Below are 21,519 nucleotides of genomic sequence, written 5' to 3'. Positions count from 1 at the left end.
TTTCGCAGCCAAGGCCTTTCCACCACTACGGGCCCCGATCATTGCCGGTTGTCCTGTGACCGGCGCCGGCAATACCATCACTGTGGCCCAGCGACGTGCGGTCGGCACGCCGGGACGGAGCGGCTTGAACCGCCGGGAGGGAAAGAGCGCGCCGCATCTCCGACGCTCCCACCCCGGCCACCGCTCCCCGCCCCGCGTCTGGAGACGCTGATCAGACACCCCTCGGTACGGGGCGGGATGGCAGGACTATATGCTCGCCGCTAGGAACAGTCAAATAGTCCTAGATCACGAATTATTACAGCTGCCGTCCCGGACGGCTGAGCCGTAACGCGTAGCCGCGCCGATGGCGCGGGCTCCTCAGGGCGACGGAACAGCTTTTTGGCCGTTTGCCTCGCCCTGCCCGGCGGCCTAGATAAACCGCATGACCACCCTCTACATCACCCATTCCGCCTGCCTCGATCACCTCACGCCCGACGGCCATCCGGAGCGGCCGGACCGGCTGCGCGCCATCGAGCAGGCGCTCGAGGACGAGCGCTTCCAGACGCTGGCGCGCGAGAAGGCGCCGATGGCCGAGATGGAGACGATCGCGCTCTGCCATCCAATGGATTACATCGAGGCGATCAAGGACGCCTCGCCCAGCGAAGGCATGGTGCGGCTCGACGCCGACACCTCGATGTCGCCCGGCAGCTACGAGGCCGTCCTGCGCTGCGTCGGCGGCGGCGTGCGCGCCGTCGATGAGGTCATGAGCGGAAGCGTCCACAACGCCTTCGTCGCCGTTCGCCCGCCCGGCCATCACGCCGAGACGGCGCGGCCGATGGGCTTCTGCCTGTTCAACAGCGCGGCCATCGTCACCCGCTATGCGCAGAAAAAGCACGGCGCCGAGCGCGCGGCTTTGGTCGATTTCGACGTGCATCACGGCAACGGTTCGCAGGACATCTTCTGGGCCGACCGCAGCGTGCTGTACTGCTCGACGCATGAGATGCCGCTCTATCCCGGCACCGGCGCGGTCACCGAGCGCGGCCAGTTCAACAATATCGTCAACGCGCCGCTGCGCGCCGGCGACGGCGGCGATCAGTTCCGCGAGGCGTTCGAGACGGCGATCCTGCCGCGCCTGCGCGACTTCAAGCCCGACGTGCTCGTCATCTCGGCCGGCTTCGACGCGCACACGCGCGATCCGCTGGCGAATTTGAATCTGGTGGAGGCCGACTTCACCTGGGTGACGCAAAAGCTGATGCAGATCGCCGACGAGAACTGCAACGGCCGCATCGTGTCCATGCTGGAAGGTGGCTACGATCTGCAGGGCTTGTCGCGCTCGGTCGCCGCGCACGTCACCGCACTGATGCGGGGGTAGTCCTGCAAGAAGGCATCATGGAAAAACGCGTTGAAGAGCTACTTCACGATCTGAAAGTCACAAGGGCCTGCCGCTTCAGCGCAGCGGAACGGCTCCACGGCAACGATCGTCGAATGGCGCTAATTGTCGCGATGGCGTCTGTTCTTGTAATTGCACTTACTGTACTTCCGTTTGTCTATAAATTTCCGTCATCCGTCTCAGGCGACCTAAGCGTAATCACGCTTATAATGTCAGTCATGATATTAGCTATTTCTTTGTTTCAATACAGCAGCAACGATGCAGTAAGCGCGGAACAGCTTCATCGATGCGGATTAGAATTGAATGAGCTTCGTCGCGAGCTTCGCGATAAGGCAGAGAATATTGATGCACAGACGCTGGCATCAATACGCTCAAGATACGACACTATATTGCAGAAATACAGCATCAATCACATCGAAGCCGACTTCAGAAAATACATGCTTGAGCACCCCGACGAATTCCCACTCTCACGCGCGGAAACGGTTTGGTATTTCGTTACAAATCTCGCTGTAGGAAAAACACTCCACACGCTTCTGTTCTTGGTTATGATCGTTATATTCGTGTGGCTTGTTTTCTGGCATGTTCTCCCGGCTCGACTTAGCTGACAACGAACCGGGGTGCACCAGTCCACTCATCTCGCCGTCAGGCCGCCATCGACCGGCACGTCCGCGCCGGTGATGAACGACGCCGCGTCCGACAACAGATAGACCGCAGCAGACGCCACCTCCTCCGGCTCACCGAGGCGGCCGAGCGGAATGTCGAGCGCGAGCTTCTGCTTCACCGCATCGGGATTCTTCGTGCCGCCGGCGATCTCGTCGACCATCGGCCCGGCGATGAAGGCGGGGCACAGCGCGTTGCACCGCACCGGCGGCTTGTAGCGCGCGCCGTAGAGCGCCACCGACTTGCTCAGCAGCGACACGCCGCCCTTCGACGCATTGTAGGCGGTGAGGTTCGGGCCGCCGACGAGGCCGAGCACCGAAGACATGTTCACGATCGACCCGCCCTTCTGGCGCAGCAGCGGGAAGGCGTATTTGCAGCCCAGAAAAGTGCCGTCGAGATTGACGGCGACGACGCGCTTGAAGGTGGCGAAGTCGGTCTTCTCGATGTTGCCGACGGTGGCGATGCCGGCGGCGTTGACCAGACCGTCGAGCCGACCGTGCCGGCTCTCGACCGCGGCGGCGACGCGCTGCCAGTCGCTCTCGCTGGTGACGTCGAGGGCGTGATCGATGCCGGATCCGGCCTTCAGGTCGGTGGCGATGACCGTGCCTTTCGCCGCGCGGATGGCGGCCGCGATGGCCGCCCCGATGGCGCCCGCGGCGCCCGTCACCAACACGATTTTTCCGTCGAGATCCGCCACCGATTCTGCCCTCATTGCGTTTCCCTGCATTGTCGAGCATTCATCGCGCCATGTCATCCGCGGCCACGCCCGTCTGCCTGATCACCGGCGCCTCCTCCGGCATCGGCGCCGCGCTGGCGCGCGAATTCGCCAGGCATGGGCATACCTTGGTGCTGACGGCCCGGCGCGCGGCCGAGCTCGACGCGCTCGCCGACCGCATTGCCGGCAAAGGCCAGCCGCGGCCGCACGTCATCGCCGCCGACATCGGCGCGGGCGACGGCATCGCGCAGCTCGAGCAGGCGTTGCGCGAACGCGGCCTCGAGGTGGCGATCCTCGTCAACAATGCCGGCTTCGGCCTGCTCGGCGCGGCCGCCGATCTCGATCTCGCCCAACAACTCGCCATCGTCGATCTCAACGTGCGCGCCTTGACCGACCTGACGTTGCGCTTCCTTCCCGACATTAGCCGCCACGCAGGCGGCATCCTCAACGTCGCCTCGATCGCCGGTTTCCTGCCGGGACCGGGCATGGCCGTCTATCACGCAAGCAAAGCCTTCGCCGTCTCGTTCAGCGAGGCGCTGCACGCGGAGCTCGCGGGCAAAGGCGTGCGCGTGACCGCGCTCTGCCCCGGCCCGGTGCCGACCGGCTTCTTCCATCGTGCCGGCATTCCGCACGGCTATTTCCCCGCCTTCCTCGCCCGCTCGGCCGAGCGCGTGGCGCGCGAGGGCTATGCGGGCCTGATGGCGGGCCGGCGGCTGGTGATCCCGGGCGGGCCGAACCGCATCCTCACTTTGCTGCCGCGCCTGCTGCCGCGCGGCATGATCGCCGGCTACAGCGCCTGGCGCTGGCGGCGTGCCTCCCGCGGTGGATAACCGCCCTATCCTCGCCACCCAGTGCCGACATAGGATGCGGCCCAAGAATCAGGACACGCCGATGGCCGAGAAGAACAACGCCGACGTCAAAGCCCTGCCCTTCGAGCGGGCGATCGAGGAACTGGAGAAGATCGTCAAGGAGCTCGAGGGCGGCAAGGTGCCGCTCGAGGAATCGGTGGCGATGTACGAGCGCGGCGAAGTGCTGAAGGCGCGTTGCGAGGAACTGTTGAAACAGGCCGAAGCGCGCGTCGAAAAGATCACGCTCGATGCCGGCGGCAAACCCACCGGCACCGAGCCGCTGGACGTGGACTGACACGTGAGCGTCCGACGCCGCCTTGTCGTCTACGTACAAGGCTACGACCCGCGCGGCCTGCCCGAATACTACCGGATGTTCCGGCAGGAATTCCGCAAGACCCTGGCGCTGTACGGGCTGACCGGCAGTGTCGGCAAGCCGGCGAACGATCCCGAACGCTTCGTCACCACCTGGCACGCCGACATGCACGGCGCCGGCTGGGACGTCGACACCACTTACATGTTCCTGCGCTGGGAGGACATCATCCGCCGCGACTTCGCGCGGCCGGCGTGGTGGAAGGTCCCGGCAATGTATCTCGCCATGCTGCACACGATCGCGCAGGGCATGGTCTGGCGCATCCTGCAAGCGCATTGGCGCTTCGGTCTGTTCATCATTTACCCGATGGTGCTGACGACCTTGTGGGCGCTCGCCGGCGCCGCGGTCGGCCTCGCGGCGGCGAAGCTGATCGCATGGACGGGTCTGCCGCTATGGCTCGGCGACCTCATCGGCGCGGGCGTCGGCTTCGCCGCCTTTGCCTTCGCGCTGAACGCCACCGAAAAGCACACCTATCTTCTTTATCTCTGCGACGACATCGTCTCGACCTGGCAGTTCGCGCACGGCCGGCGCCCTGACTGGGAGGCGCGCATGGATCTGTTCGCCGGCTATCTCGTCGATGCGGTCAAGGCGAGCGACGCCGACGAGGTCGTCGTGGTCGGCCACTCGTCCGGCTCCTTCCTCGCCGTCGACGTCGTCGACCGGGCGCTGGCGCGCGATCCCGCGCTTGGCGAACACGGCCGCCCGGTAAGGCTGCTGACCATCGGCGCCAATCTTCCGGTCGTCGGGTTCTACAAGAAGGCGCAGTGGTTCCGCGACCGCCTGCGCCGGCTGGCGGTCTCCAGCCAGATCGGCTGGGTCGATTTCCAGTCGCGGCACGACATTATGAATCTATGGCCGTTCGACCCGGTCGCCGGCCACGGCATCGATCCCGGCCCCGCCCGGCGCAACCCCAAGGTTGTATCGATCAGTTTCCGCGACATGTGGCGGCCCGGGAACTTCGGCCGCCGCCGCTGGCGCTTTTTCCAGGCCCATTTCCAGTTTTTGTTAGCCAACGAACTGACTGAAGCGCCTTACGATTACTACCTGATCTGCTGCGGTCCCCAGGACCTCGCCGCCCGCGCGGCGGCAGCCCATTAGGGGCGAAAAAGCCGCCGAATTGCCCGAAAGCGCGGATTTGGTGTAAGTCTTGCCTGATTGGAACCCGACCGCGCGGGGGCTAACAAGCGCGGCCCGACCCCTTGTCCGGAGTGAAGTTTTGTCAGACGTGTCCAAGACCCCGCTGCTCGATCGCGTCCGCTTTCCCAGCGATTTGAAGAACCTTTCCGCCGAGCAGCTGCGCCAGCTCGCCGACGAACTGCGTGCCGAGACCGTCGACGCCGTCGCCAAGACCGGCGGCCATCTCGGCGCCGGCCTCGGCGTCGTGGAACTCACGGTGGCGCTGCACTACGTGTTCGACACGCCCGACGACAAGCTGATCTGGGACGTCGGCCACCAGGCCTATCCGCACAAGATCCTCACCGGCCGGCGCGACCGCATTCGCACGCTGCGTCAGGGCGGCGGCCTGTCCGGCTTCACCAAGCGCGCCGAGAGCGAATACGACCCGTTCGGCGCCGCGCATTCCTCGACCTCGATCTCCGCCGCGCTCGGCATGGCGGTGGCGCGCGACCTGGCGGGGCGCAAGAACAACGTTATCGCCGTCATCGGTGACGGCGCGATGTCGGCGGGCATGGCTTACGAGGCGATGAACAATGCCGGCGCACGCAACGAGCGGCTGATCGTCGTCCTCAACGACAACGAGATGTCGATCGCGCCGCCGGTCGGCGCCATGTCGGCCTACCTCGCCCGGCTGGCCTCCGGCCGCACCTATCTGAAGCTCCGCGACGTCGGCAAGCAGCTCACCCAGCATCTGCCGAAGGCAATCGACCGCGCCATCACGCGGGCTGTGGAGCACGCGCGCGGCTACGTTACCGGCGGGACCTTGTTCGAGGAGCTCGGCTTCTACTATGTCGGGCCGATCGACGGGCACAATCTCGACCACCTGCTGCCGGTGCTGCGCAATGTGCGCGACGCCGACTTCGGCCCGATCCTCGTTCACGTCGTGACGCAGAAGGGCAAAGGCTATGCGCCGGCCGAGAATTCGGCCGACAAGTATCACGGCGTCGTCAAGTTCGACGTCGCCACCGGCGCGCAGGCGAAGTCGAAGGGCGGCGCGCCGCAATACACCAAGGTGTTCGGCGAGAGCCTGATCAAGGAAGCCAGGAAGGACGACAAGATCGTCGCCATCACCGCGGCCATGCCGTCGGGCACCGGCGTCGACCTGTTCGAGAAGGAATTCCCGCAGCGTACTTTCGACGTCGGCATCGCCGAGCAGCACGCGGTGACCTTCGCCGCCGGGCTTGCGACCGAGGGCTTCAAGCCGTTCTGCGCCATCTATTCGACCTTCCTGCAGCGCGCCTACGACCAGGTCGTGCACGACGTCGCCATCCAGAAGCTGCCGGTGCGCTTCGCCATCGACCGCGCCGGGCTGGTCGGCGCCGACGGCCCGACGCATGCCGGCTCGTTCGACGTCGCCTATCTCGGCTGCCTGCCGAACTTCGTGGTGATGGCGGCGGCCGACGAGGCCGAGCTCGTGCACATGGTGGCGACGCAAGTCGCGCTCGACGACCGCCCCTCGGCGCTGCGCTATCCGCGCGGCGAAGGCCTCGGCGTCGAGATGCCGGAGGAAGGCAAGCCGCTCGAGATCGGCAAGGGCCGGGTTCTGCGGGAAGGCCACAAGGTGGCCCTGCTCTCGTTCGGCGCGCGCCTCGGCGAAGCCTTGAAGGCCGCCGACGAGCTCGCCGCGCACGGCCTCTCCACCACGGTGGCGGACGCGCGCTTCGCCAAGCCGCTCGACGTCGATCTCCTGATGAAGCTCGCGCGCGAGCACGAGGTGCTGATCACCATCGAGGAAGGCTCGGTCGGCGGCTTCGGCGCCTACGTGCTGCAGACGCTCGCGGAGCACGGCGCGCTCGAGAACGGCCTGCGCGTGCGCACGATGGTGCTGCCCGACACCTTCATCGACCAGGACACGCCGGCGGCGATGTACGCCCAAGCCGGACTCGACGCCAAGGGCATCGTCACCAAGGTGTTCGAGGCGCTCGGCCGCGACGCCGCCAAGGAGACGGTGAAGCTGGCGTAGGGCTTCCTTGTCCCGGGCGCAGTGCAGCGCGAAGCGGTGCACTGCAGAACCGGGACCGCCCGACAACGGACGTCCGTGGTGATGTCCAATGATTGCGGAGCGCTTTTTCGTCTACATCCTCAGTAACCGCCCCAAGGGCGTGCTCTATGTCGGCGTTACCGGTGACCTGCTCCGCCGTGTCGCCGAGCATAAGGGTAAGTACGTCGCTGGCTTTACTCGAGACTATGGCGTCACGAATCTCGTCTATTTCGAGGAGTACGCATCCCTCCTCGAGGCGCGGGCCCGCGAGCGCGCGATGAAGCGCTGGCATCGTGCCTGGAAGATCTCGCTGGTCGAAACGATGAACCCGGACTGGAAGGATCTGTCCGACCAGCTAGCGCTGTAATGGCGAGCGCCCGTTCTTGTGCGGTCCCGGGTCTGCAGCGCAGCATTCCGCTTCGCTTCATGCAGCGCTGCGCCCGGGACAAGCCCTCAAACCCTCTTCTTCCTTCCCTTCTTGCGCTTGGGCGCCTTGGCGCCCTTCTTGCGCGCTTCCGACAGGCCGATGGCGATCGCCTGCTTCTTGCTCTTGACCTTGCGGCCGCTGCCGCTCTTGAGCGTGCCCTTCTTGCGCTTGCGCATCGCGCGCTTCACGTAACTCGACGCTTTCTTCGAATACTTCCGTGCCATGTCCTGCCTCCGAGATGGCGCACAAACATTTGATATGCGATGAAACAACAGCAATGATGAGAACTGGTTCCGTTTGCCGGTTGCATCACCGCGGCATGATCGACAATGACGACGCCTGAAGATATCCGCTCCGAGCGATTGCGCGCCGACCGTCTGCTGGTCGAGCGCGGTTTGTTCGACAGCCGCGCCAGGGCGCAGGCGGCGATCGAAGCCGGCCTCGTGCGCGCGAACGGCGTCGTCGTGCGCAAGCCGTCGGAAGACATCGCGCGCGACGCCGAGTTGACCGCCACACCCGCGCATCCTTACGTGTCGCGCGGCGGCGTAAAGCTCGCCGCGGCGCTCGATCAGTTCGGCATCGATCCACAAGGCCGTGCCTGCCTGGACGTCGGCGCCTCGACCGGGGGCTTCACCGAGGTGCTGCTCGCGCGCGGGGCCAAACGCGTCACTGCGGTCGACGTCGGCCGCGCGCAACTCCACGCGAGCCTGCGCGGACGGCCGGAGATCGTGTCGCTTGAGGAGACCGACATCCGCACGCTGCCGGTATCGACCTTCGACGGCCCGCCGAACCTCATCACCATCGACGTCAGCTTCATTTCGCTCAAGCTGGTGCTGCCGGCGATCACGGCGCTGGCGGCACAGGACGCGGTGCTGGTGGCGCTGATCAAGCCGCAGTTCGAGGCCGGGCGCGAGCGCGTGAAGAAGGGCGTGGTGCGCGACGCCGCCGTGCACCAGGCGGTGTGCGACGACATTGCCGCCACTGTGGCCACGCTCGGCTGGCGCATGCGCGGCCTCATCCCCTCGCCCATCGCCGGCGGCGACGGCAATGTCGAATTTCTGCTCGCGGCGGACAAGCACTGAAGCGCATTCCGCGTCGCGATCCGCGCGATCATTGCGATTGATGTATGTGGCCGCACGGCGACGCCCGCGTGCCAAATGCGGGGAGCGAGGCGAAGCCGCCTTCCTCCCGCCACACGACATCCTATTGTCCGCCGGCCATGCAAATTCATGACGCGCATCTTGCCGCCAATACCACTGACAGCCGGGCGTTGTGGCGCGCCGAGCTCGGCGCCACGGTGAAGCTCGCCTGGCCGATCGCGCTGACGCAGCTCGGCCAGGTCGCGATGATGACCAGCGATCTGGTGCTCATCGGCCATCTCGGCGAGGCTTCGCTCGCCGCCGCCGCGCTGGCGCAGACCGTGCTGTTCGCCGCCTTCGTGCTCGGCATGGGCATCGTCTCCGCCGTCGCGCCGCTCTCCGCGCAGGCCTTCGGCGCGCGCGAGCCGCGCATGGTGCGGCGATCCTTGCGCGTCGGTCTGTGGGCGGCGCTGATGCTCGGGGTGCCGATGACCGCCCTGCAATATTTCGGCGAAGACGTGCTGCGCCTGCTCGGCGAGGACGCGACCAGCGCGCATCTCGCCGGCATCTATCTGCTCGGCCTCGGCTGGTCGCTGGTGCCCGGCTGGTGGTTCATCGCGCTGCGCGGCTTTATGGGGGCGGTGAACCGGCCGGAGCCGGCGCTCTGGATCACGCTGGTCGCGATCCCGGCCAACACGCTGCTCGCCTATGCGCTGATCCACGGCGCCTTCGGCCTGCCGCAACTCGGCCTGCTCGGAGCCGGCGTCGGCACCACGATCGTCAATCTGGCGATGTGCATCGCCGGCTTCCGGATCGCCTACGCGCAGCGGCCATTCCGCAAATTCCGCGTGCTCGGCCGCTTCTGGCGCATCGACTGGCCGCTGCTCGGCGAACTGATCGTCGTCGGCGCGCCAATCGCGGGCGCCTTCCTGCTCGAATACGGGCTGTTCGCCATTGCCGCCATCATGATGGGCTGGATCGGCACGGTCGCGCTCGCCGCGCATCAGGTCGCGCTGCAGACGGCCGCGATCCTGTTCATGGTCCCGTTCGGCATTTCGATGGCAGCGACCGTCCGTGTCGGCCATGCCGTGGGACGCCACGACGCCGGCGCGGCGCGGCGCGCCGGCTTCGCCGCAATCGGCCTCGGCGCCGCCTTCATGGCGACGATGGTGCTGGTCATCGTCGGCTGCCGCCACGTCATCCCCATCCTGTTCCTCGGACCGCCGAACGACGTCGAGGCGAGCAGCACCATCGCGCTGGCCGCGACCTTGCTCGCCTTCGGCTCGACCTTCTTCGTCGCCGACGGCGTGCAGACCATCGCCGCCGGCGCGCTGCGCGGCCTCAACGACACGCGCGTGCCGCTGCTGTTTGCCGCCGTGAGCTTCTGGGCGATCGGCTTCGCCACCTCCTACACCCTCGCCTTCACGGCCGGACTGCAGGCGATCGGCATCTGGAGCGGTTTCACCGTCGGGCTCGCCGTCTATGCGGCGCTGCTGGTGTGGCGGTTCAATGCCCTGACCCGGCGCGGCTATATGCCGGAGACGCCGGGCCACGTCGTGATGCATTGAGCATCTAGTCGCGACCTTCAAACAGCTCGGCGGAAATGTCTCGCCGGCCGTGAAGCATCCGCATGACGATGACGCTTTCCGGGCCGGGCTCATACCGGTACATCAACAGATACGGCTTGAGCACGATCATGCGAGCGAAAGCGCCGAGGTCCGCTCGCGGTGGACCGTATGATCGTCGAAATATCCGCCTTCGCCGTCTCGGTGACGACGACGCGCGTCATCGGGCGCGCAATGTCTCGATGCGGCCGTCCAGCCATGCCAGAAAGTCGTCACCATCGATGACGCGACCGCTTTCAACATCCTTCTGCGCCTCGTCGAGATAGGGCTTCGCCCAGGACAGATCGCCTAATTCCGAAGCGGCGATGAGATCATCGATGGCCACCCGTACGGCATCCTCGACCGACGGAAACTGACCGGCAGCCACGGCGGCCTCAATCCAGCGCATCTGTTCTGGCGTGAGCGTGACGGTCATACATCATATATAGCACGTATCGGCCATCCCGACAGGGCGGCCAGGAACCGGGAATTAGGGTACTAGAACGGCGTGACCGAACAGCTCACCATCGCCCGTCTCGGGCATCGCGGCGACGGCGTCGCCGAGACTCCGGCCGGGCCGGTCTATGTGCCCTACACGCTGCCGGGCGAGGTGGTGACGGTGGAAGCCGTGCCCGGCCATCCCGACCGTCGGCAGCTCGACCATATCGACAAAGCGAGCCACGAGCGCGTGGCCCCGGTGTGCAAGCATTTCGGCGTCTGCGGCGGCTGCGCGCTGCAGCACTGGTCGCTCGCCGAGTACGCTCTGTGGAAGCGCAATCTTGTCGTCGAGATGCTCGAGCACCACGGCGTGATCGCGCCGGTCGCGCCGCTGATCGACGCGCACGGCAAAGGCCGCCGCCGCGCGGTGCTGCATGCGCGGCGCGGCACGCACAACGTGCTCGAGGTCGGCTTCGCGGCGCCGCGCGCGCATCACATCGTCGCCATCGATGCCTGTCCGGTGCTGGCGCCGGAGTTGGCCGGCGCGGTCACGGCGGCCTGGGCGATTGCCGAGGCGCTGAAGGTGACGGAGAAGCCGCTCGACATCCATGTCACCGCCGCCGACAACGGTCTCGACGTCGACGTGCGCGGCTCCGGCGCGCTCAAGCCCGATCAGATCGCGGCGCTGGCGCGCATCGCCGACGCACACGGGCTCGCACGGCTGACGCGGCACGGCGAACTGGTGACGCAGCGCGCGCAACCGCTGTTGACGGTCGGGCGGGCGCAGGTGCCGCTGCCGCCGGGCTCGTTCCTGCAGGCGACCGCCGAAGGCGAAGCGGCCTTGGCCAGGCTCGTCATCGAGCATGTCGGCAAGGCCAAGCGCGTCGCCGATCTGTTTGCCGGCATCGGCACCTTTGCGCTGCGGCTGGCGGAGAAAGCGCGTGTCACCGCCGCCGACAGCGAAGCGTCCGCGATCAAGGCGCTGCAGCGCGCCGCGGCGAACGCCAGCGGGCTGAAGCAGATCGAGGCGATACCGCGCGACCTGTTTCGGCGGCCGTTCGTCGCCTCGGAATTGAAGGTGTTCGACGCCGTGGTCTTCGATCCGCCGCGGCAGGGCGCCGAGGCGCAGGCGCGCGAGCTGGCGAAGAGCGGCGTGAAGACGGTGGTCGCCGTGTCGTGCGATCCGGCCACTTTTGCGCGCGACGTGAAGATCCTGATCGACGGCGGCTACAAACTTGCCGGCGTCACGCCGGTCGACCAGTTCCGCTGGTCGCAGCATGTCGAAGTCGTGGGCGTGCTGGGCCGGTAGCTCTTCTCACCTCTCCCCGCTTGCGGGGAGAGGGAAAAACTCACCGAAAATTGAAGCCGCCCCAGCGGTCCTGCCAGCGCGTCTCGCCGATCAGGCAGGAGATGCGCGGTTTCTGCGCCGACGCCGGCACCACGCGCGCGGGCGGCTGGCGGCCGGCGACCTCGAGGATGAGCTTCGTGCGTGTTGCGTCGATGAACTGGTCGCGGTCGTGGATCGGCACGACGAAGGCGCCGGGGCCGCCGATGACGCAGTCCTCGTAATAGACGTCGAGATTGGCGATATCCATCGTGCCCGGCGTCGGCCGCTTGAGCATGATCGGCAGGCCGTTGATGGTGATGCGGTCGGCGATCACGGCGTCGCGCGTCGGCGCGACCGGCGCCCCGGCATTGTTGGCGCCGTCACCGGAGACGTCGATGACGCGGCGCAGGCCGCGATAGCCGCTCGTGTCGAACAGCGGCCGCGTGAACAGCAGCGCGCCGGAGATCGACGTGCGCGAGGCGCGCCGGTACGGCGCCTGCGCGATCTCGGCGGCGACGGCATCGGCTGCCTCCGGGCCGTCGATCAGCCGCCACGGCACGAGAATGCGCTGGTCGGACGAGCCGGCCCATTCGACGTAAGTGAGCGCGATCTTGGCGTTGACGCCTTCGTGCAGCGCGGTGAGGAATTCCTTCGAACGCAGCGCACGCACATAGCCCTGCCGCTGCAGCGCCTGCTCGTCGGGATCCATCGAATAGGAAACGTCGACGGCGATGATCAACTCGACGTCGACGGGGATGGCGTTGGCCCGGGTGTCGGCGCGCCGCATCGGCGCCGCGTCCGCCACCATGGCAAACGCCGCGGCGAACAGCGCCGCGGCGGCAAGACGATGCAGTCCATGACGTCCCATGGACCAAGGCTGCCACAGGCGGCAAAACGAAAGAAGAGCCGCACGCCGGTGCAGGTCACCGTTGCTACGGCGGCATGATGCCGGCGTGCATGCTTTTTACGCGGTGGACACGGGACCCCTCAAACGGGGTCCCGTCCGCCCAGTCTCAGGTTTCGGCGATCTGCCGGCTACGCATCGCGCGCAGCGCCGTAATGGCCAGGAGCGCGGTCACGAGGTCGAGGACGGCGACGATGATGAACACCGACGTCCAGCTTCCGGTCGTCTGCTTGATGTAGGCGGCAGCCGGCCCTCCCAGGATCGAGCCGATGCCCTGCGCGATGTACAGGAAGCCGTAGTTGGTGGCCGCGTATTTCGGCCCGAACGTGTCCGTCAGCGTCGACGGGAACAGCGAGAAGATCTCGCCCCAGCCGAAGAATACGAGGCCGGTCAGCACGACGAACAGCGCCGGCTGATCGATGAAAGCGAACAGCACGAGGATCGCCGCACATTCGAGCGAGAAGGCGACGAACATCGTCATCTCGCGGCCGATATAGTCGGACACCCAGCCGAAGAACGGCCGCGTCAATCCGTTGGTGAAGCGCGACAGCGTCAGCGACAGCGGCAGCGCGGCCATGCCGAACACGAGCACGTCGGCGACCTTGAACTCCTTGGCGAACGGCCCGACGTTCGAAACGACCATGAGACCGGACGTCGACATCATGCTCATCATGACGAAGAGCAGCCAGAAGGTCGGGCTCCGCAGCATTTCCTGCGGTGTGTAGTTGCGCTTCGTTTGCATCGTCGACGACGTCGCCGGCGAGTAGCCTTCGGGCACCCAGCCTTCCGGCGGGATGCGCAGGCCCTGTGCAGCGACGATGCCGATGATGCCCTGGATGATGCCCCACACGACCAGCGTGTGCGCATAACCCGAGCTCTTGATCATGCTGTCGATCGGGAAGCTCGTGAAGATCGCGCCGAAGCCGTAGCCGGCGGCCGCGAGTCCGGTCGCGAGGCCCCGGCGGTCGGGAAACCAGCGCACCATCAGCCCGATGATTCCGACATAGATGATGCCGGTGCCGAAGCCGCAGATCACACCATAAGTGAAATACAGCGCCCAGATATTGTCGACATAGGCGGACAGCATCCAGCCGCCGCCCGACAGCAACGCGCCGACGGAGATGAGCATGCGCGGCCCGAAGCGGTCGACCAGATAGGCCTGCAGCGGCGAGCACCAGGTCTGCAGGATGATGAGCAGCGAGAAAGTCCACTGCAGTTCGGCGAGCGTTGTGCCGAGCTTCTGGTTGAGCGGCCCGGTGAAGAGCGTCCACACATATTGCGGGCTCGATATCGCCATCATGGCGATGAGGCCGAGCACGAGTTGCGACCACCGGTTCCAATACCAGGCGGACCGGTCCGCATAGGCCAAGCTTGTCATTGCAATCTCCCCATTGAAGGGGGCCGAGCGGTCGCGTCGAGTGCCCCAGCTTTTGATCGTCCGCCCGGGTGGGGAGTATTCGCCCGTTCGCCAGCAGCCGCAACGCCATGCGCGGCGCTGTGCACCGGCCATAGAAGCCGGGAACTTCAGCCTTCGACCGGCTCGGTGGCGACGATCTCGATGCCGAAGCCGCCGAGGCCGACATAGGTGCGCTGGGCCGACGCGAGCAGCCGGATCGACGAGATGTTGAGGTCCTTGAGGATCTGCGCGCCGAGCCCGATCTCGCGCCATTGCCGCGAGCGCGCCGCTTCCGTGCCGGTGTCGCCGTGCGGGATCTCGGCCACCGGCACGCCGGCGGTGCCGTCGCGCAGGTAGACGATGACGCCGCGGCCCTCTGCCTTGAAGCGCTTGAGCGCCGCGTGGATGGTGCGGGCGCCGCCGAACACGTCGCCGATGACGTCGGCGCGGTGCAGCCGCGCCGGCACGTTCCTGCCGTCGCCGATGTCGCCGTAGACGAAGGCCATGTGGTGCACGCGGTCGAACGGCGTCAGGTAGGCGTAGCCCTTGAGCGGGCCGATCTCGGAGGCGACGTCGAATGTGCCGACGCGGTCGACCAGCTTGTCGCGCACCTGCCGGTAGGCGATGAGCTCGGCGATCGAGACGTAAATGAGCTTGTGCTTGTCGGCGAAGGCCTGCACCTGCGGGCCGCGCATCACCGAGCCGTCGTCGTTCATCAATTCGGAGAGCACGCCAACCGCCGGCAGGCCGGCGAGCCGGCAGAGATCGACGCAGGCCTCGGTGTGGCCGGAGCGCATGAGCACCCCGCCCTGCCGCGCCACCAGCGGGAAGACGTGGCCGGGGCGGACGAAGTCGTTGGCGCCGCTGTTGTCGTTGGCGAGCGCGCGCACGGTGTTGGTACGCTCCTCCGCCGAGATGCCGGTGGTGAGCCCGTGGCGGACGTCGACGGTGACGGTGAAGGCGGTGCCGAGCGGCGCGTCGTTCTCGGCCACCATCGGATCGAGGTGCAGCTTGCGCGCCAGATCGACGGAAAGCGGCGCGCAGACAATGCCGGAGGTGTGGCGGATGATGAACGCCATCTTCTCCGACGTGCACAGCGAGGCGGCGACAAAGAGATCGCCCTCGTTCTCGCGATCGTCGTCGTCGGTGACGACGACGAGATCGCCCTTGGCAAAGGCCTTGATTGCCGCTTCGACTCTGGCGTGACTGTCGGACACTCTTGTTACCTCTTCACGCGTCAGCGCTTCTCGAACGGCCAGGGGACGCCCCCGCCCACCTGCGCGCGGTGCATCAGATAGTGATCGGCGATGACGCACGCCACCATCGCCTCGCCCACCGGCACGCCGCGGATGCCGACGCAGGGGTCGTGGCGACCCTTGGTCATGATCTCGGTGTCGTTGCCGTAACGATCGACGGTCTTGCGCGGGGTCAGGATCGACGAGGTCGGCTTGACCGCGAAACGGGCGACGATCGTCTGCCCGGTCGAGATGCCGCCCAAAATGCCGCCGGCGTGGTTCGACAGGAAGCGCGGCTTGCCCTCGTTGCCCATCCGCATCTCGTCGGCATTGTCCTCGCCGCGCAGTTCGGCGGTGGCGAAGCCGTCGCCGATCTCGACGCCCTTGACCGCGTTGATGCCCATCAGCGCCGAGGCGAGGTCGGCGTCGAGCTTGCCGTAGACCGGCGCGCCCAGCCCCGCCGGCACGCCTTCGGCGACAACCTCGATGACGGCGCCGATCGACGAACCCGCCTTGCGGATATCGTCGAGATAGCTCTCGTAGAATTTCGCCTGCACGGGATCGGGGCAGAAGAACGGGTTGTTGCCGATCTCGTTCCAGTCCCAGCGCGACCGGTCGATCTTGTGCGGGCCCATCTGCACGAGCGCGGCGCGCACGACCATGCCGGGCACGATCTTGCGCGCGATGGCGCCGGCGGCGACGCGCATCGCCGTCTCGCGCGCCGAGGCGCGGCCGCCGCCGCGATAGTCGTGGATGCCGTATTTGACATCGTAGGTGTAACCGGCGTGGCCGGGCCGGTATTTGTCCTTGATGTCGGAATAGTCCTTCGAGCGCTGGTCGACGTTCTCGATCAGCAGCGCGATCGGCGTGCCGGTCGTGACCGGCTTGCCGGTCGTCTCGTCGATGAACACGCCGGAGAGGATCTTCACCGCGTCCGGCTCCTGCCGCTGCGTGGTGAAGCGCGACTGGCCGGGCCGGCGCTTGTCGAGCTCGACCTGGATCTCTTCGGCCGTGATCGGAATGCGCGGCGGGCAGCCGTCGACCACGCAGCCGATCGCCGCCCCGTGGCTTTCGCCGAAGCTGGTGAACCGGAAAAGTCGGCCGAAGGTGTTGAAGGACATGGTTCTTTTTCGCCGTGCGCGAAGGTCCTACCGCGCGCCCTTGCGGCGGTCAAATCAGGCGCGCGGCGCGCCTTTCGCCGTCAGCGGCGGCGGCTGTGCTCGGCGACGGCCGCGCCAAAAGCCTGAAACAGCGCGCGGTTGATCGGATTAGTGTCCGGATTGTATTCGGCGTGCCACTGCGCGCCGAGGGCAAAGCCCGGCGCATCGGCGACGCGGATCGCCTCGATGGTGCCGTCCTCGGCAACGCCCTCGACGACGATGCGCCGGCCCGGCTCGAGGATGCCCTGCCCGTGCAGCGAGTTCACGCGGATCACCTCCCGGCCGAGCAGCGTCGCGAACACGCCGCCCGGCGTCAGCCGCACGTCATGACGGTCACCGTAGACCACGTCCTGGTCGGGATGGATCTCGCCGGTCGGCAGACGCGGCATGCGGTGGTTCATGCGGCCGGGCAATTCCCTGATCTCCGGGTGCAGCGAGCCGCCGAAGGCCACGTTCATTTCCTGGAAGCCGCGGCAGAGGCCGAACAGCGGCACGCCGCGTTCCACGCACACCTGCACCAGCCGAAGCGCCAGCGCATCGCGGCGCTGGTCGTACGGCTCATAGCTCGGATGCTCTTCGGCGCCGAAATGCGTCGGATGCACATTGGCGCGCGCGCCGGTCAGCAGCACGCCATCCACCGCGTCGAGCAAGGCGTCGATATCGGTCATGGCGGGATCGCCGGCAAAGATCAGCGGCAGCGCGCCGGCGACATCGGCCACCGCCATCAGATTGCGCTCGCCGACGCGCTGGGCGGGAAAGCGGTTTTCGGCGAGATGCGCGCTGCCGATCACGCCGACTACGGGCCGTTTCATCGTTTCAGTCTTCCCGAGTCATCGGTGTGCCGGGCGCACGCGAAAAATCGTCAGGCATATCGCGTCAGTCTATCGCCCTCGAACACGTAGACCACCCCCTGCATCACATCCATCAGCGGCGCGGCGGCCGGCTTGGCGACGCCGAGCACGGCCATCAGGCCGCGGCCGGTGCCGCCATGGGCGACCGCGACCACGTCGCGATCGAGGGCCTCGTACCAGGCGCGCATGCGCACCGAGACCATCTCGTAGCTCTCGCCGTTCGGCGGCAGAAACCGCCATTTGTCGTGCTCGCGCGCGGCCAGGCGCTGCGGATCGCGCGTGCGCAGCTGCGCCAATGTGCAGCCCTCCCAGTCGCCGAAGGCGATCTCGGTCAGGCGCTCGTCGATGCGAAAGGCGTCCGGATCGAGGCCCATCGCCTCGCGCGCGAGCCGCATCGTCTCCGAGGCGCGACCGAGCGGGCTCGCGACGAAATCGACATCCTGCGTGTCGCGGCCCTCGCGGTCGAACAGGTCACGCACCAGGCTGCCGCAGTGGCGCGCCTGCTCGCGCCCGCGCGCATTGAGCGGCACATCGTGGCGGCCCTGCAGCCGGCCGCCGACATTCCAGTCGGTTTCGCCGTGACGGATGTAGAAGACGGTCGGGCGCGGCATGTTGCAATAGACCGCTATGAGACCGTTCGTCCCCGCGAAAGCGGGGACCCAGTTGGGACTCTGCGCTGGATTCCCGCTTTCGCGGGAATGAACGGGGTAAGTATTGTCAGCCGCCGTTGTCCTTGCCGACGGCGATGTCCGGCGCGTCCGGATGCTTCATGCCGACGATGTGATAGCCGGCGTCGACGTGCTGCACCTCGCCGGTGACGCCGCTCGACAGGTCGGAGAGGAAATAGACGCCGGTCTTGCCGACGTCCTCGAGCGTCACGTTACGCCGCAGCGGCGTGTTGAACTCGTTCCACTTGAGAATGTAGCGGAAGTCGCCGATGCCCGAAGCGGCCAGCGTCTTCAGCGGACCGGCGGAGATGGCGTTGACGCGGATGTTCTTCACGCCGAGGTCGGCCGCCATGTAGCGCACCGAGCATTCGAGCGCCGCCTTGGCCAGACCCATGACGTTGTAGTGCGGCATCCACTTCTCGGCGCCGTAATAGGTCAGCGTCAGCAGCGAGCCGCCATTCGTCATCAGCTTCTCGGCGCGCTGCGCGATGGCCGTGAAGGAATAGCAGCTGATCAGCATGGTTTTGCTGAAGTTCTCTTCCGTGGTATCGACGTAGCGACCGTCGAGCTGGTCCTTGTCCGAGAAGGCGATGGCATGCAGCACGAAGTCGAGCGAGCCCCAGGCGGACTCCACCGCAGAGAAAACGTTGTCGACGGTCTTGGGATCGGTGACGTCGCAATGGCCGACGACCAGCCCATCCACCTCCTCGGCCAGCGGCTCGACGCGTTTCTTCAGCGCGTCGCCCTGATAGGTAAAGGCAAGGTCCGCGCCGTGTTCGCGGCAGGCGCGCGCGATGCCCCAGGCAATGGAGCGGTTGTTCGCTACGCCCATGATCAGGCCGCGCTTGCCGCGCATCAGACCCGAGGTTTCCGGCATTTTGGTCCCCGTTTCGACCCCGCAGGGCCTCAAGTCACCCTATGGCATAGGGGGGCAATGCCATCAAGCAAACCTGCCCGTTTGTCTGCCGCCAGCGTGAATTCAATTGTAAACGGGGAATATGAAGCGGAATCGCGGGGTTAATCGGGCGGGCGAACGCGGTTTCGGACGTCGAGGATCGGGATTATGGGGGGCGGCTTGGCGACGTTCCGGCAGCAGGTTGAAGCGACCATTCCGGCGCTGCGGCGCTACGCGCGGGCACTGACGCGCGACGGCGATGTCGCCGACGATCTGGTGCAGGACACGCTTCTACGCGCGTTGCGGTCGGAGCATTTGTTCCACGGCGGCGAGTTGCGCAGCTGGATGTACACGATCCTGACCAACCTGAACCGCAACCGGCTGCGGTCGCTGGCGCGCCGGCCGATCCTGTCGTCGATCGACGACAACGACGCGCCGGACCTCGCCGGGCCGGAAGGCGGCGGCCGCGACATCGCGCGGGCGCTCGCCACTTTGGTCGACGAGCAGCGCGAGGCGCTGCTGCTGGTGGTGCTCGAAGGCCTCTCCTACCGCGAGGTGGCGGAGGTGCAGGCGATTCCGATCGGTACGGTGATGTCGCGTCTCGCGCGCGCACGCGCACAAATCAAGTCCTATCTCGACGGCGAGCGCCCGACGCTGCGCCGCGTGAAATGAAGGTGGAGCCATGATCGATCCCAATTCACCCGTTCACGAAGACGAATTGCACGCCTTCGTCGACGGCCAGTTGCCGGCGGACCGCCGCGAGGCGGTCGCCGCCTGGCTTGCGGAGCATCCTGAGCAGGCGGCCGAAGTGGCCGCGTGGCAGGCACAGGCCGAAGCGATCCGCGCCCGCTATGGCGCGGTCGCCGGCGAAGCGTTGCCGACTCGGTTCAATCTCGACCAACTGATGCGCGACAGCGGCACCCGCGCGCGGCGGCCGTGGCGGACAATGGCCGCAGCGGCGGTGATCGCCGCCTTCGTCGTCGGCGGCGGCGCCGGCTGGATGGCGCGCGGCGCCACCGCGGCGGTGCCGACGACCACCGGCTCGATCACGGCCGACGCGCTCGAAGCGCATGAGCTTTACGTCGTCGAGGTGCGGCATCCGGTCGAGGTACCGGGCAACGAACGCGATCACATGACGCAATGGCTGTCGAAGCGGCTCGGTTACGCGCAGCGCATTCCCGACCTGCAGACGCTCGGGCTGAAGCTCATCGGCGGCCGCCTGCTGCCGGGGCCGACCGGGGCCGCGGCGATGTACATGTACGAGGGCCCGACCGGCGAACGCTTCACGCTCTACTGCGCCAAGACGACGACGCCGGAAAGCGCGTTGCGCTTCCGCGAAGCCGCCGGCGACCGCTTCGCGGCGGTCACCTGGGTCAGCGAAAAGGCCGCCTATGTGGTGTCGGGACCGGCCGAGCGCGCCCGCCTCGAGCAGGTCACCAAGGCGATCTACGACCAGGTCAACAAGGACGGCTGGAAGAAGTCGTGAGCCGCGCGCTGCGGCGCGGCTCAGTGGTGCTGCAGCGATTGCGCCAGGCCGGTCGCCGTGTCGCCTTTCGGCCGCGCATCGGCGACCGGGTGACCCTCGACGACATAGTGGATCGTCTCGGCGATGTTGGTCGCGTGATCACCCATGCGCTCGATGTTCTTCGCGCAGAACAAGAGATGAATACAGAACGAGATGTTGCGCGGATCTTCCATCATGTAGGTGAGCAGCTCGCGGAACACCGACGTGCAGATCGCGTCGACCTCCTCGTCCGCGGCCCATACCGCCATCGCCAGTGACAGGCTGCGCCGCGCATAGGCGTCGAGCACGGCCTTGAGCTGGCCGAGCACGAGTTCATTCTGATGCTCGATGCCGCGGATCAATTTCGCCGGCGGCGGCTCGCCGTCCATCGCGATCACGCGCTTGGCGATGTTCTTGGCGAGGTCGCCGATCCGTTCGAGATCGTTGGCGATGCGCATGGCGCCGACCAGTTCGCGCAGATCGCCGGCAACCGGCTGGCGCAGCGCGATGGTGGAAATGGATTTGCGCTCGACCTCCGCCTGCAATTGATCGACCTGGTCGTCGTCGATGAGCACGCCCTTGGCCAGTTCGCTGTCGTGGCGGGAAAGACTCTCGACGCAGCGCCAGGCCTGGCGCTCGACGATGCCGCCCATCTCCAGAATCATCCGGCCGATCTCCTCGAGATCGCGGTCGAAGGCTTTCCAGACGTGTTTTTCCACCATTGTTGTCGCCCTTCCGCTCGCCGGCCGGGCTGCGATGCCGACGGATCAGCGAATCTGACGCGCGCCGCACACGTGCGGTTCCGAACGCGATTGAATTTCCCAGACTACAGACGTCGCGTCTCAAACATATGACGGCGATCAAGAATTACGGCCAGCCGCCGTCTGTTCGATCTGCATCGCGACGGTAAGC

The 21,519-nt window shown here is 66.7% G+C and carries 24 protein-coding genes; 12 read left to right on the top strand and 12 right to left on the bottom strand.

The genetic code is table 11. From position 1 onward, the window contains the following. The first annotated feature begins 421 nt into the window (after window positions 1–421). Entirely contained in the window at window positions 422–1,351 is a 930-nt protein-coding gene (locus tag VGV41_RS03060; protein ID WP_326862178.1) for a histone deacetylase family protein, read from the top strand. Window positions 1,352–1,368: 17 nt separating this feature from the next. Further along, window positions 1,369–1,974 carry an SLATT domain-containing protein gene (locus VGV41_RS03055; RefSeq protein ID WP_326862177.1) on the top strand — a complete coding sequence of 202 codons (606 nt, stop codon included), beginning with the start codon at window positions 1,369–1,371 and terminating at the stop codon, window positions 1,972–1,974. A gap of 26 nt (window positions 1,975–2,000) precedes the next feature. Here the strand turns inward: VGV41_RS03055 and VGV41_RS03050 are convergent, their stop codons facing one another. Further along, window positions 2,001–2,741, bottom strand: a complete 741-nt coding sequence (locus VGV41_RS03050) for an SDR family oxidoreductase (protein ID WP_326862176.1) — start codon at window positions 2,739–2,741, stop codon at window positions 2,001–2,003. A 35-nt stretch (window positions 2,742–2,776) separates the two neighbouring features. Between VGV41_RS03050 and VGV41_RS03045 the strand changes: the two genes are divergently transcribed. From VGV41_RS03045 to VGV41_RS03025, 5 genes are all read left to right on the top strand, one after another. Beyond that, window positions 2,777–3,574, top strand: a complete 798-nt coding sequence (locus VGV41_RS03045) for an SDR family oxidoreductase (RefSeq protein ID WP_326862175.1) — start codon at window positions 2,777–2,779, stop codon at window positions 3,572–3,574. A gap of 61 nt (window positions 3,575–3,635) precedes the next feature. Beyond that, on the top strand, window positions 3,636–3,887 hold the full coding sequence (locus tag VGV41_RS03040; RefSeq protein ID WP_326862174.1) for an exodeoxyribonuclease VII small subunit: 252 nt from the start codon (window positions 3,636–3,638) through the stop codon (window positions 3,885–3,887). A 3-nt stretch (window positions 3,888–3,890) separates the two neighbouring features. Beyond that, on the top strand, window positions 3,891–5,060 hold the full coding sequence (locus tag VGV41_RS03035; RefSeq protein WP_326862173.1) for an alpha/beta hydrolase: 1,170 nt from the start codon (window positions 3,891–3,893) through the stop codon (window positions 5,058–5,060). A 118-nt stretch (window positions 5,061–5,178) separates the two neighbouring features. Next, on the top strand, window positions 5,179–7,101 hold the full coding sequence (gene dxs, locus VGV41_RS03030) for a 1-deoxy-D-xylulose-5-phosphate synthase (RefSeq protein ID WP_326862172.1): 1,923 nt from the start codon (window positions 5,179–5,181) through the stop codon (window positions 7,099–7,101). Window positions 7,102–7,189: 88 nt separating this feature from the next. Then, entirely contained in the window at window positions 7,190–7,486 is a 297-nt protein-coding gene (locus VGV41_RS03025; protein WP_326862171.1) for a GIY-YIG nuclease family protein, read from the top strand. Between the two features lie 86 nt (window positions 7,487–7,572). On the opposite strand, the gene VGV41_RS03020 is transcribed toward VGV41_RS03025, so the two are convergent. Then, window positions 7,573–7,770: a DUF6496 domain-containing protein gene (locus VGV41_RS03020; protein WP_326862170.1), complete on the bottom strand. Its 198-nt coding sequence runs from the start codon at window positions 7,768–7,770 to the stop codon at window positions 7,573–7,575. Between the two features lie 105 nt (window positions 7,771–7,875). On the opposite strand from VGV41_RS03020, the gene VGV41_RS03015 reads away from it, so the two are divergent. Both VGV41_RS03015 and VGV41_RS03010 read left to right on the top strand, forming a co-directional pair. After that, a complete protein-coding gene (locus VGV41_RS03015; protein WP_326862169.1) occupies window positions 7,876–8,628 on the top strand; it encodes a TlyA family RNA methyltransferase in 753 nt (250 codons plus the stop codon). A gap of 137 nt (window positions 8,629–8,765) precedes the next feature. Then, complete coding sequence (locus VGV41_RS03010) at window positions 8,766–10,193, top strand: MATE family efflux transporter (protein ID WP_326862168.1); 1,428 nt, start codon at window positions 8,766–8,768, stop codon at window positions 10,191–10,193. Between the two features lie 4 nt (window positions 10,194–10,197). Here the strand turns inward: VGV41_RS03010 and VGV41_RS03005 are convergent, their stop codons facing one another. After that, on the bottom strand, window positions 10,198–10,323 hold the full coding sequence (locus VGV41_RS03005; RefSeq protein WP_326862167.1) for a hypothetical protein: 126 nt from the start codon (window positions 10,321–10,323) through the stop codon (window positions 10,198–10,200). A gap of 87 nt (window positions 10,324–10,410) precedes the next feature. Then, window positions 10,411–10,665 (bottom strand): hypothetical protein, encoded by a 255-nt coding sequence (locus VGV41_RS03000; protein WP_326862166.1) that lies wholly within the window; start codon window positions 10,663–10,665, stop codon window positions 10,411–10,413. Between the two features lie 72 nt (window positions 10,666–10,737). On the opposite strand from VGV41_RS03000, the gene VGV41_RS02995 reads away from it, so the two are divergent. Then, window positions 10,738–11,976 carry a class I SAM-dependent RNA methyltransferase gene (locus tag VGV41_RS02995; protein WP_326862165.1) on the top strand — a complete coding sequence of 413 codons (1,239 nt, stop codon included), beginning with the start codon at window positions 10,738–10,740 and terminating at the stop codon, window positions 11,974–11,976. Window positions 11,977–12,016: 40 nt separating this feature from the next. Here the strand turns inward: VGV41_RS02995 and VGV41_RS02990 are convergent, their stop codons facing one another. The 7 genes from VGV41_RS02990 to fabI form a co-directional block, all read right to left on the bottom strand. After that, window positions 12,017–12,862, bottom strand: a complete 846-nt coding sequence (locus VGV41_RS02990; RefSeq protein ID WP_414705048.1) for a DUF1194 domain-containing protein — start codon at window positions 12,860–12,862, stop codon at window positions 12,017–12,019. A 145-nt stretch (window positions 12,863–13,007) separates the two neighbouring features. Next, a complete protein-coding gene (gene oxlT, locus VGV41_RS02985; RefSeq protein ID WP_326862164.1) occupies window positions 13,008–14,276 on the bottom strand; it encodes an oxalate/formate MFS antiporter in 1,269 nt (422 codons plus the stop codon). Window positions 14,277–14,422: 146 nt separating this feature from the next. Then, on the bottom strand, window positions 14,423–15,511 hold the full coding sequence (gene ribB, locus VGV41_RS02980; protein WP_326862163.1) for a 3,4-dihydroxy-2-butanone-4-phosphate synthase: 1,089 nt from the start codon (window positions 15,509–15,511) through the stop codon (window positions 14,423–14,425). Between the two features lie 20 nt (window positions 15,512–15,531). Continuing rightward, on the bottom strand, window positions 15,532–16,650 hold the full coding sequence (aroC, locus tag VGV41_RS02975) for a chorismate synthase (protein WP_326862162.1): 1,119 nt from the start codon (window positions 16,648–16,650) through the stop codon (window positions 15,532–15,534). An 80-nt stretch (window positions 16,651–16,730) separates the two neighbouring features. Continuing rightward, a complete protein-coding gene (locus VGV41_RS02970) occupies window positions 16,731–17,501 on the bottom strand; it encodes a gamma-glutamyl-gamma-aminobutyrate hydrolase family protein (protein ID WP_326862161.1) in 771 nt (256 codons plus the stop codon). 50 nt (window positions 17,502–17,551) lie between these two features. Further along, window positions 17,552–18,151, bottom strand: coding sequence for a histidine phosphatase family protein (locus VGV41_RS02965; RefSeq protein ID WP_326862160.1), 600 nt, complete (start codon window positions 18,149–18,151; stop codon window positions 17,552–17,554). 106 nt (window positions 18,152–18,257) lie between these two features. After that, complete coding sequence (fabI, locus tag VGV41_RS02960) at window positions 18,258–19,085, bottom strand: enoyl-ACP reductase FabI (protein ID WP_326862159.1); 828 nt, start codon at window positions 19,083–19,085, stop codon at window positions 18,258–18,260. Window positions 19,086–19,283: 198 nt separating this feature from the next. Between fabI and VGV41_RS02955 the strand changes: the two genes are divergently transcribed. Next, complete coding sequence (locus VGV41_RS02955; protein WP_326862158.1) at window positions 19,284–19,775, top strand: sigma-70 family RNA polymerase sigma factor; 492 nt, start codon at window positions 19,284–19,286, stop codon at window positions 19,773–19,775. Window positions 19,776–19,785: 10 nt separating this feature from the next. Further along, complete coding sequence (locus tag VGV41_RS02950; protein ID WP_326862157.1) at window positions 19,786–20,589, top strand: anti-sigma factor; 804 nt, start codon at window positions 19,786–19,788, stop codon at window positions 20,587–20,589. A 20-nt stretch (window positions 20,590–20,609) separates the two neighbouring features. Here the strand turns inward: VGV41_RS02950 and phoU are convergent, their stop codons facing one another. Further along, entirely contained in the window at window positions 20,610–21,329 is a 720-nt protein-coding gene (gene phoU, locus VGV41_RS02945; RefSeq protein ID WP_326862156.1) for a phosphate signaling complex protein PhoU, read from the bottom strand. Window positions 21,330–21,519: the final 190 nt, after the last annotated feature.

Origin of the sequence: Pseudolabrys sp. (genome assembly GCF_035943735.1) — a bacterium.
Classification (GTDB): Bacteria; Pseudomonadota; Alphaproteobacteria; order Rhizobiales; family Xanthobacteraceae; genus Pseudolabrys.
This window is presented reverse-complemented; position numbering and strand designations above follow the sequence as displayed.

What these genes read in the sequence shown, in the direction of transcription:
- fabI (WP_326862159.1), bottom strand. Translation starts at nt 19,085, where the DNA reads ATGCCGGAAACCTCGGGTCTGATGCGCGGCAAGCGCGGCCTGATCATG.
- VGV41_RS03020 (WP_326862170.1), bottom strand. Translation starts at nt 7,770, where the DNA reads ATGGCACGGAAGTATTCGAAGAAAGCGTCGAGTTACGTGAAGCGCGCG.
- VGV41_RS02965 (WP_326862160.1), bottom strand. Translation starts at nt 18,151, where the DNA reads ATGCCGCGCCCGACCGTCTTCTACATCCGTCACGGCGAAACCGACTGG.
- aroC (WP_326862162.1), bottom strand. Translation starts at nt 16,650, where the DNA reads ATGTCCTTCAACACCTTCGGCCGACTTTTCCGGTTCACCAGCTTCGGC.
- VGV41_RS02970 (WP_326862161.1), bottom strand. Translation starts at nt 17,501, where the DNA reads ATGAAACGGCCCGTAGTCGGCGTGATCGGCAGCGCGCATCTCGCCGAA.
- VGV41_RS02990 (WP_414705048.1), bottom strand. Translation starts at nt 12,862, where the DNA reads ATGGGACGTCATGGACTGCATCGTCTTGCCGCCGCGGCGCTGTTCGCC.
- VGV41_RS03010 (WP_326862168.1), top strand. Translation starts at nt 8,766, where the DNA reads ATGCAAATTCATGACGCGCATCTTGCCGCCAATACCACTGACAGCCGG.
- VGV41_RS03000 (WP_326862166.1), bottom strand. Translation starts at nt 10,665, where the DNA reads ATGACCGTCACGCTCACGCCAGAACAGATGCGCTGGATTGAGGCCGCC.
- VGV41_RS03045 (WP_326862175.1), top strand. Translation starts at nt 2,777, where the DNA reads ATGTCATCCGCGGCCACGCCCGTCTGCCTGATCACCGGCGCCTCCTCC.
- VGV41_RS03060 (WP_326862178.1), top strand. Translation starts at nt 422, where the DNA reads ATGACCACCCTCTACATCACCCATTCCGCCTGCCTCGATCACCTCACG.
- VGV41_RS03040 (WP_326862174.1), top strand. Translation starts at nt 3,636, where the DNA reads ATGGCCGAGAAGAACAACGCCGACGTCAAAGCCCTGCCCTTCGAGCGG.
- VGV41_RS02950 (WP_326862157.1), top strand. Translation starts at nt 19,786, where the DNA reads ATGATCGATCCCAATTCACCCGTTCACGAAGACGAATTGCACGCCTTC.
- oxlT (WP_326862164.1), bottom strand. Translation starts at nt 14,276, where the DNA reads ATGACAAGCTTGGCCTATGCGGACCGGTCCGCCTGGTATTGGAACCGG.
- VGV41_RS03005 (WP_326862167.1), bottom strand. Translation starts at nt 10,323, where the DNA reads ATGATCGTGCTCAAGCCGTATCTGTTGATGTACCGGTATGAGCCCGGC.
- VGV41_RS03055 (WP_326862177.1), top strand. Translation starts at nt 1,369, where the DNA reads ATGGAAAAACGCGTTGAAGAGCTACTTCACGATCTGAAAGTCACAAGG.
- phoU (WP_326862156.1), bottom strand. Translation starts at nt 21,329, where the DNA reads ATGGTGGAAAAACACGTCTGGAAAGCCTTCGACCGCGATCTCGAGGAG.
- VGV41_RS03015 (WP_326862169.1), top strand. Translation starts at nt 7,876, where the DNA reads ATGACGACGCCTGAAGATATCCGCTCCGAGCGATTGCGCGCCGACCGT.
- VGV41_RS03025 (WP_326862171.1), top strand. Translation starts at nt 7,190, where the DNA reads ATGATTGCGGAGCGCTTTTTCGTCTACATCCTCAGTAACCGCCCCAAG.
- VGV41_RS03050 (WP_326862176.1), bottom strand. Translation starts at nt 2,741, where the DNA reads ATGAGGGCAGAATCGGTGGCGGATCTCGACGGAAAAATCGTGTTGGTG.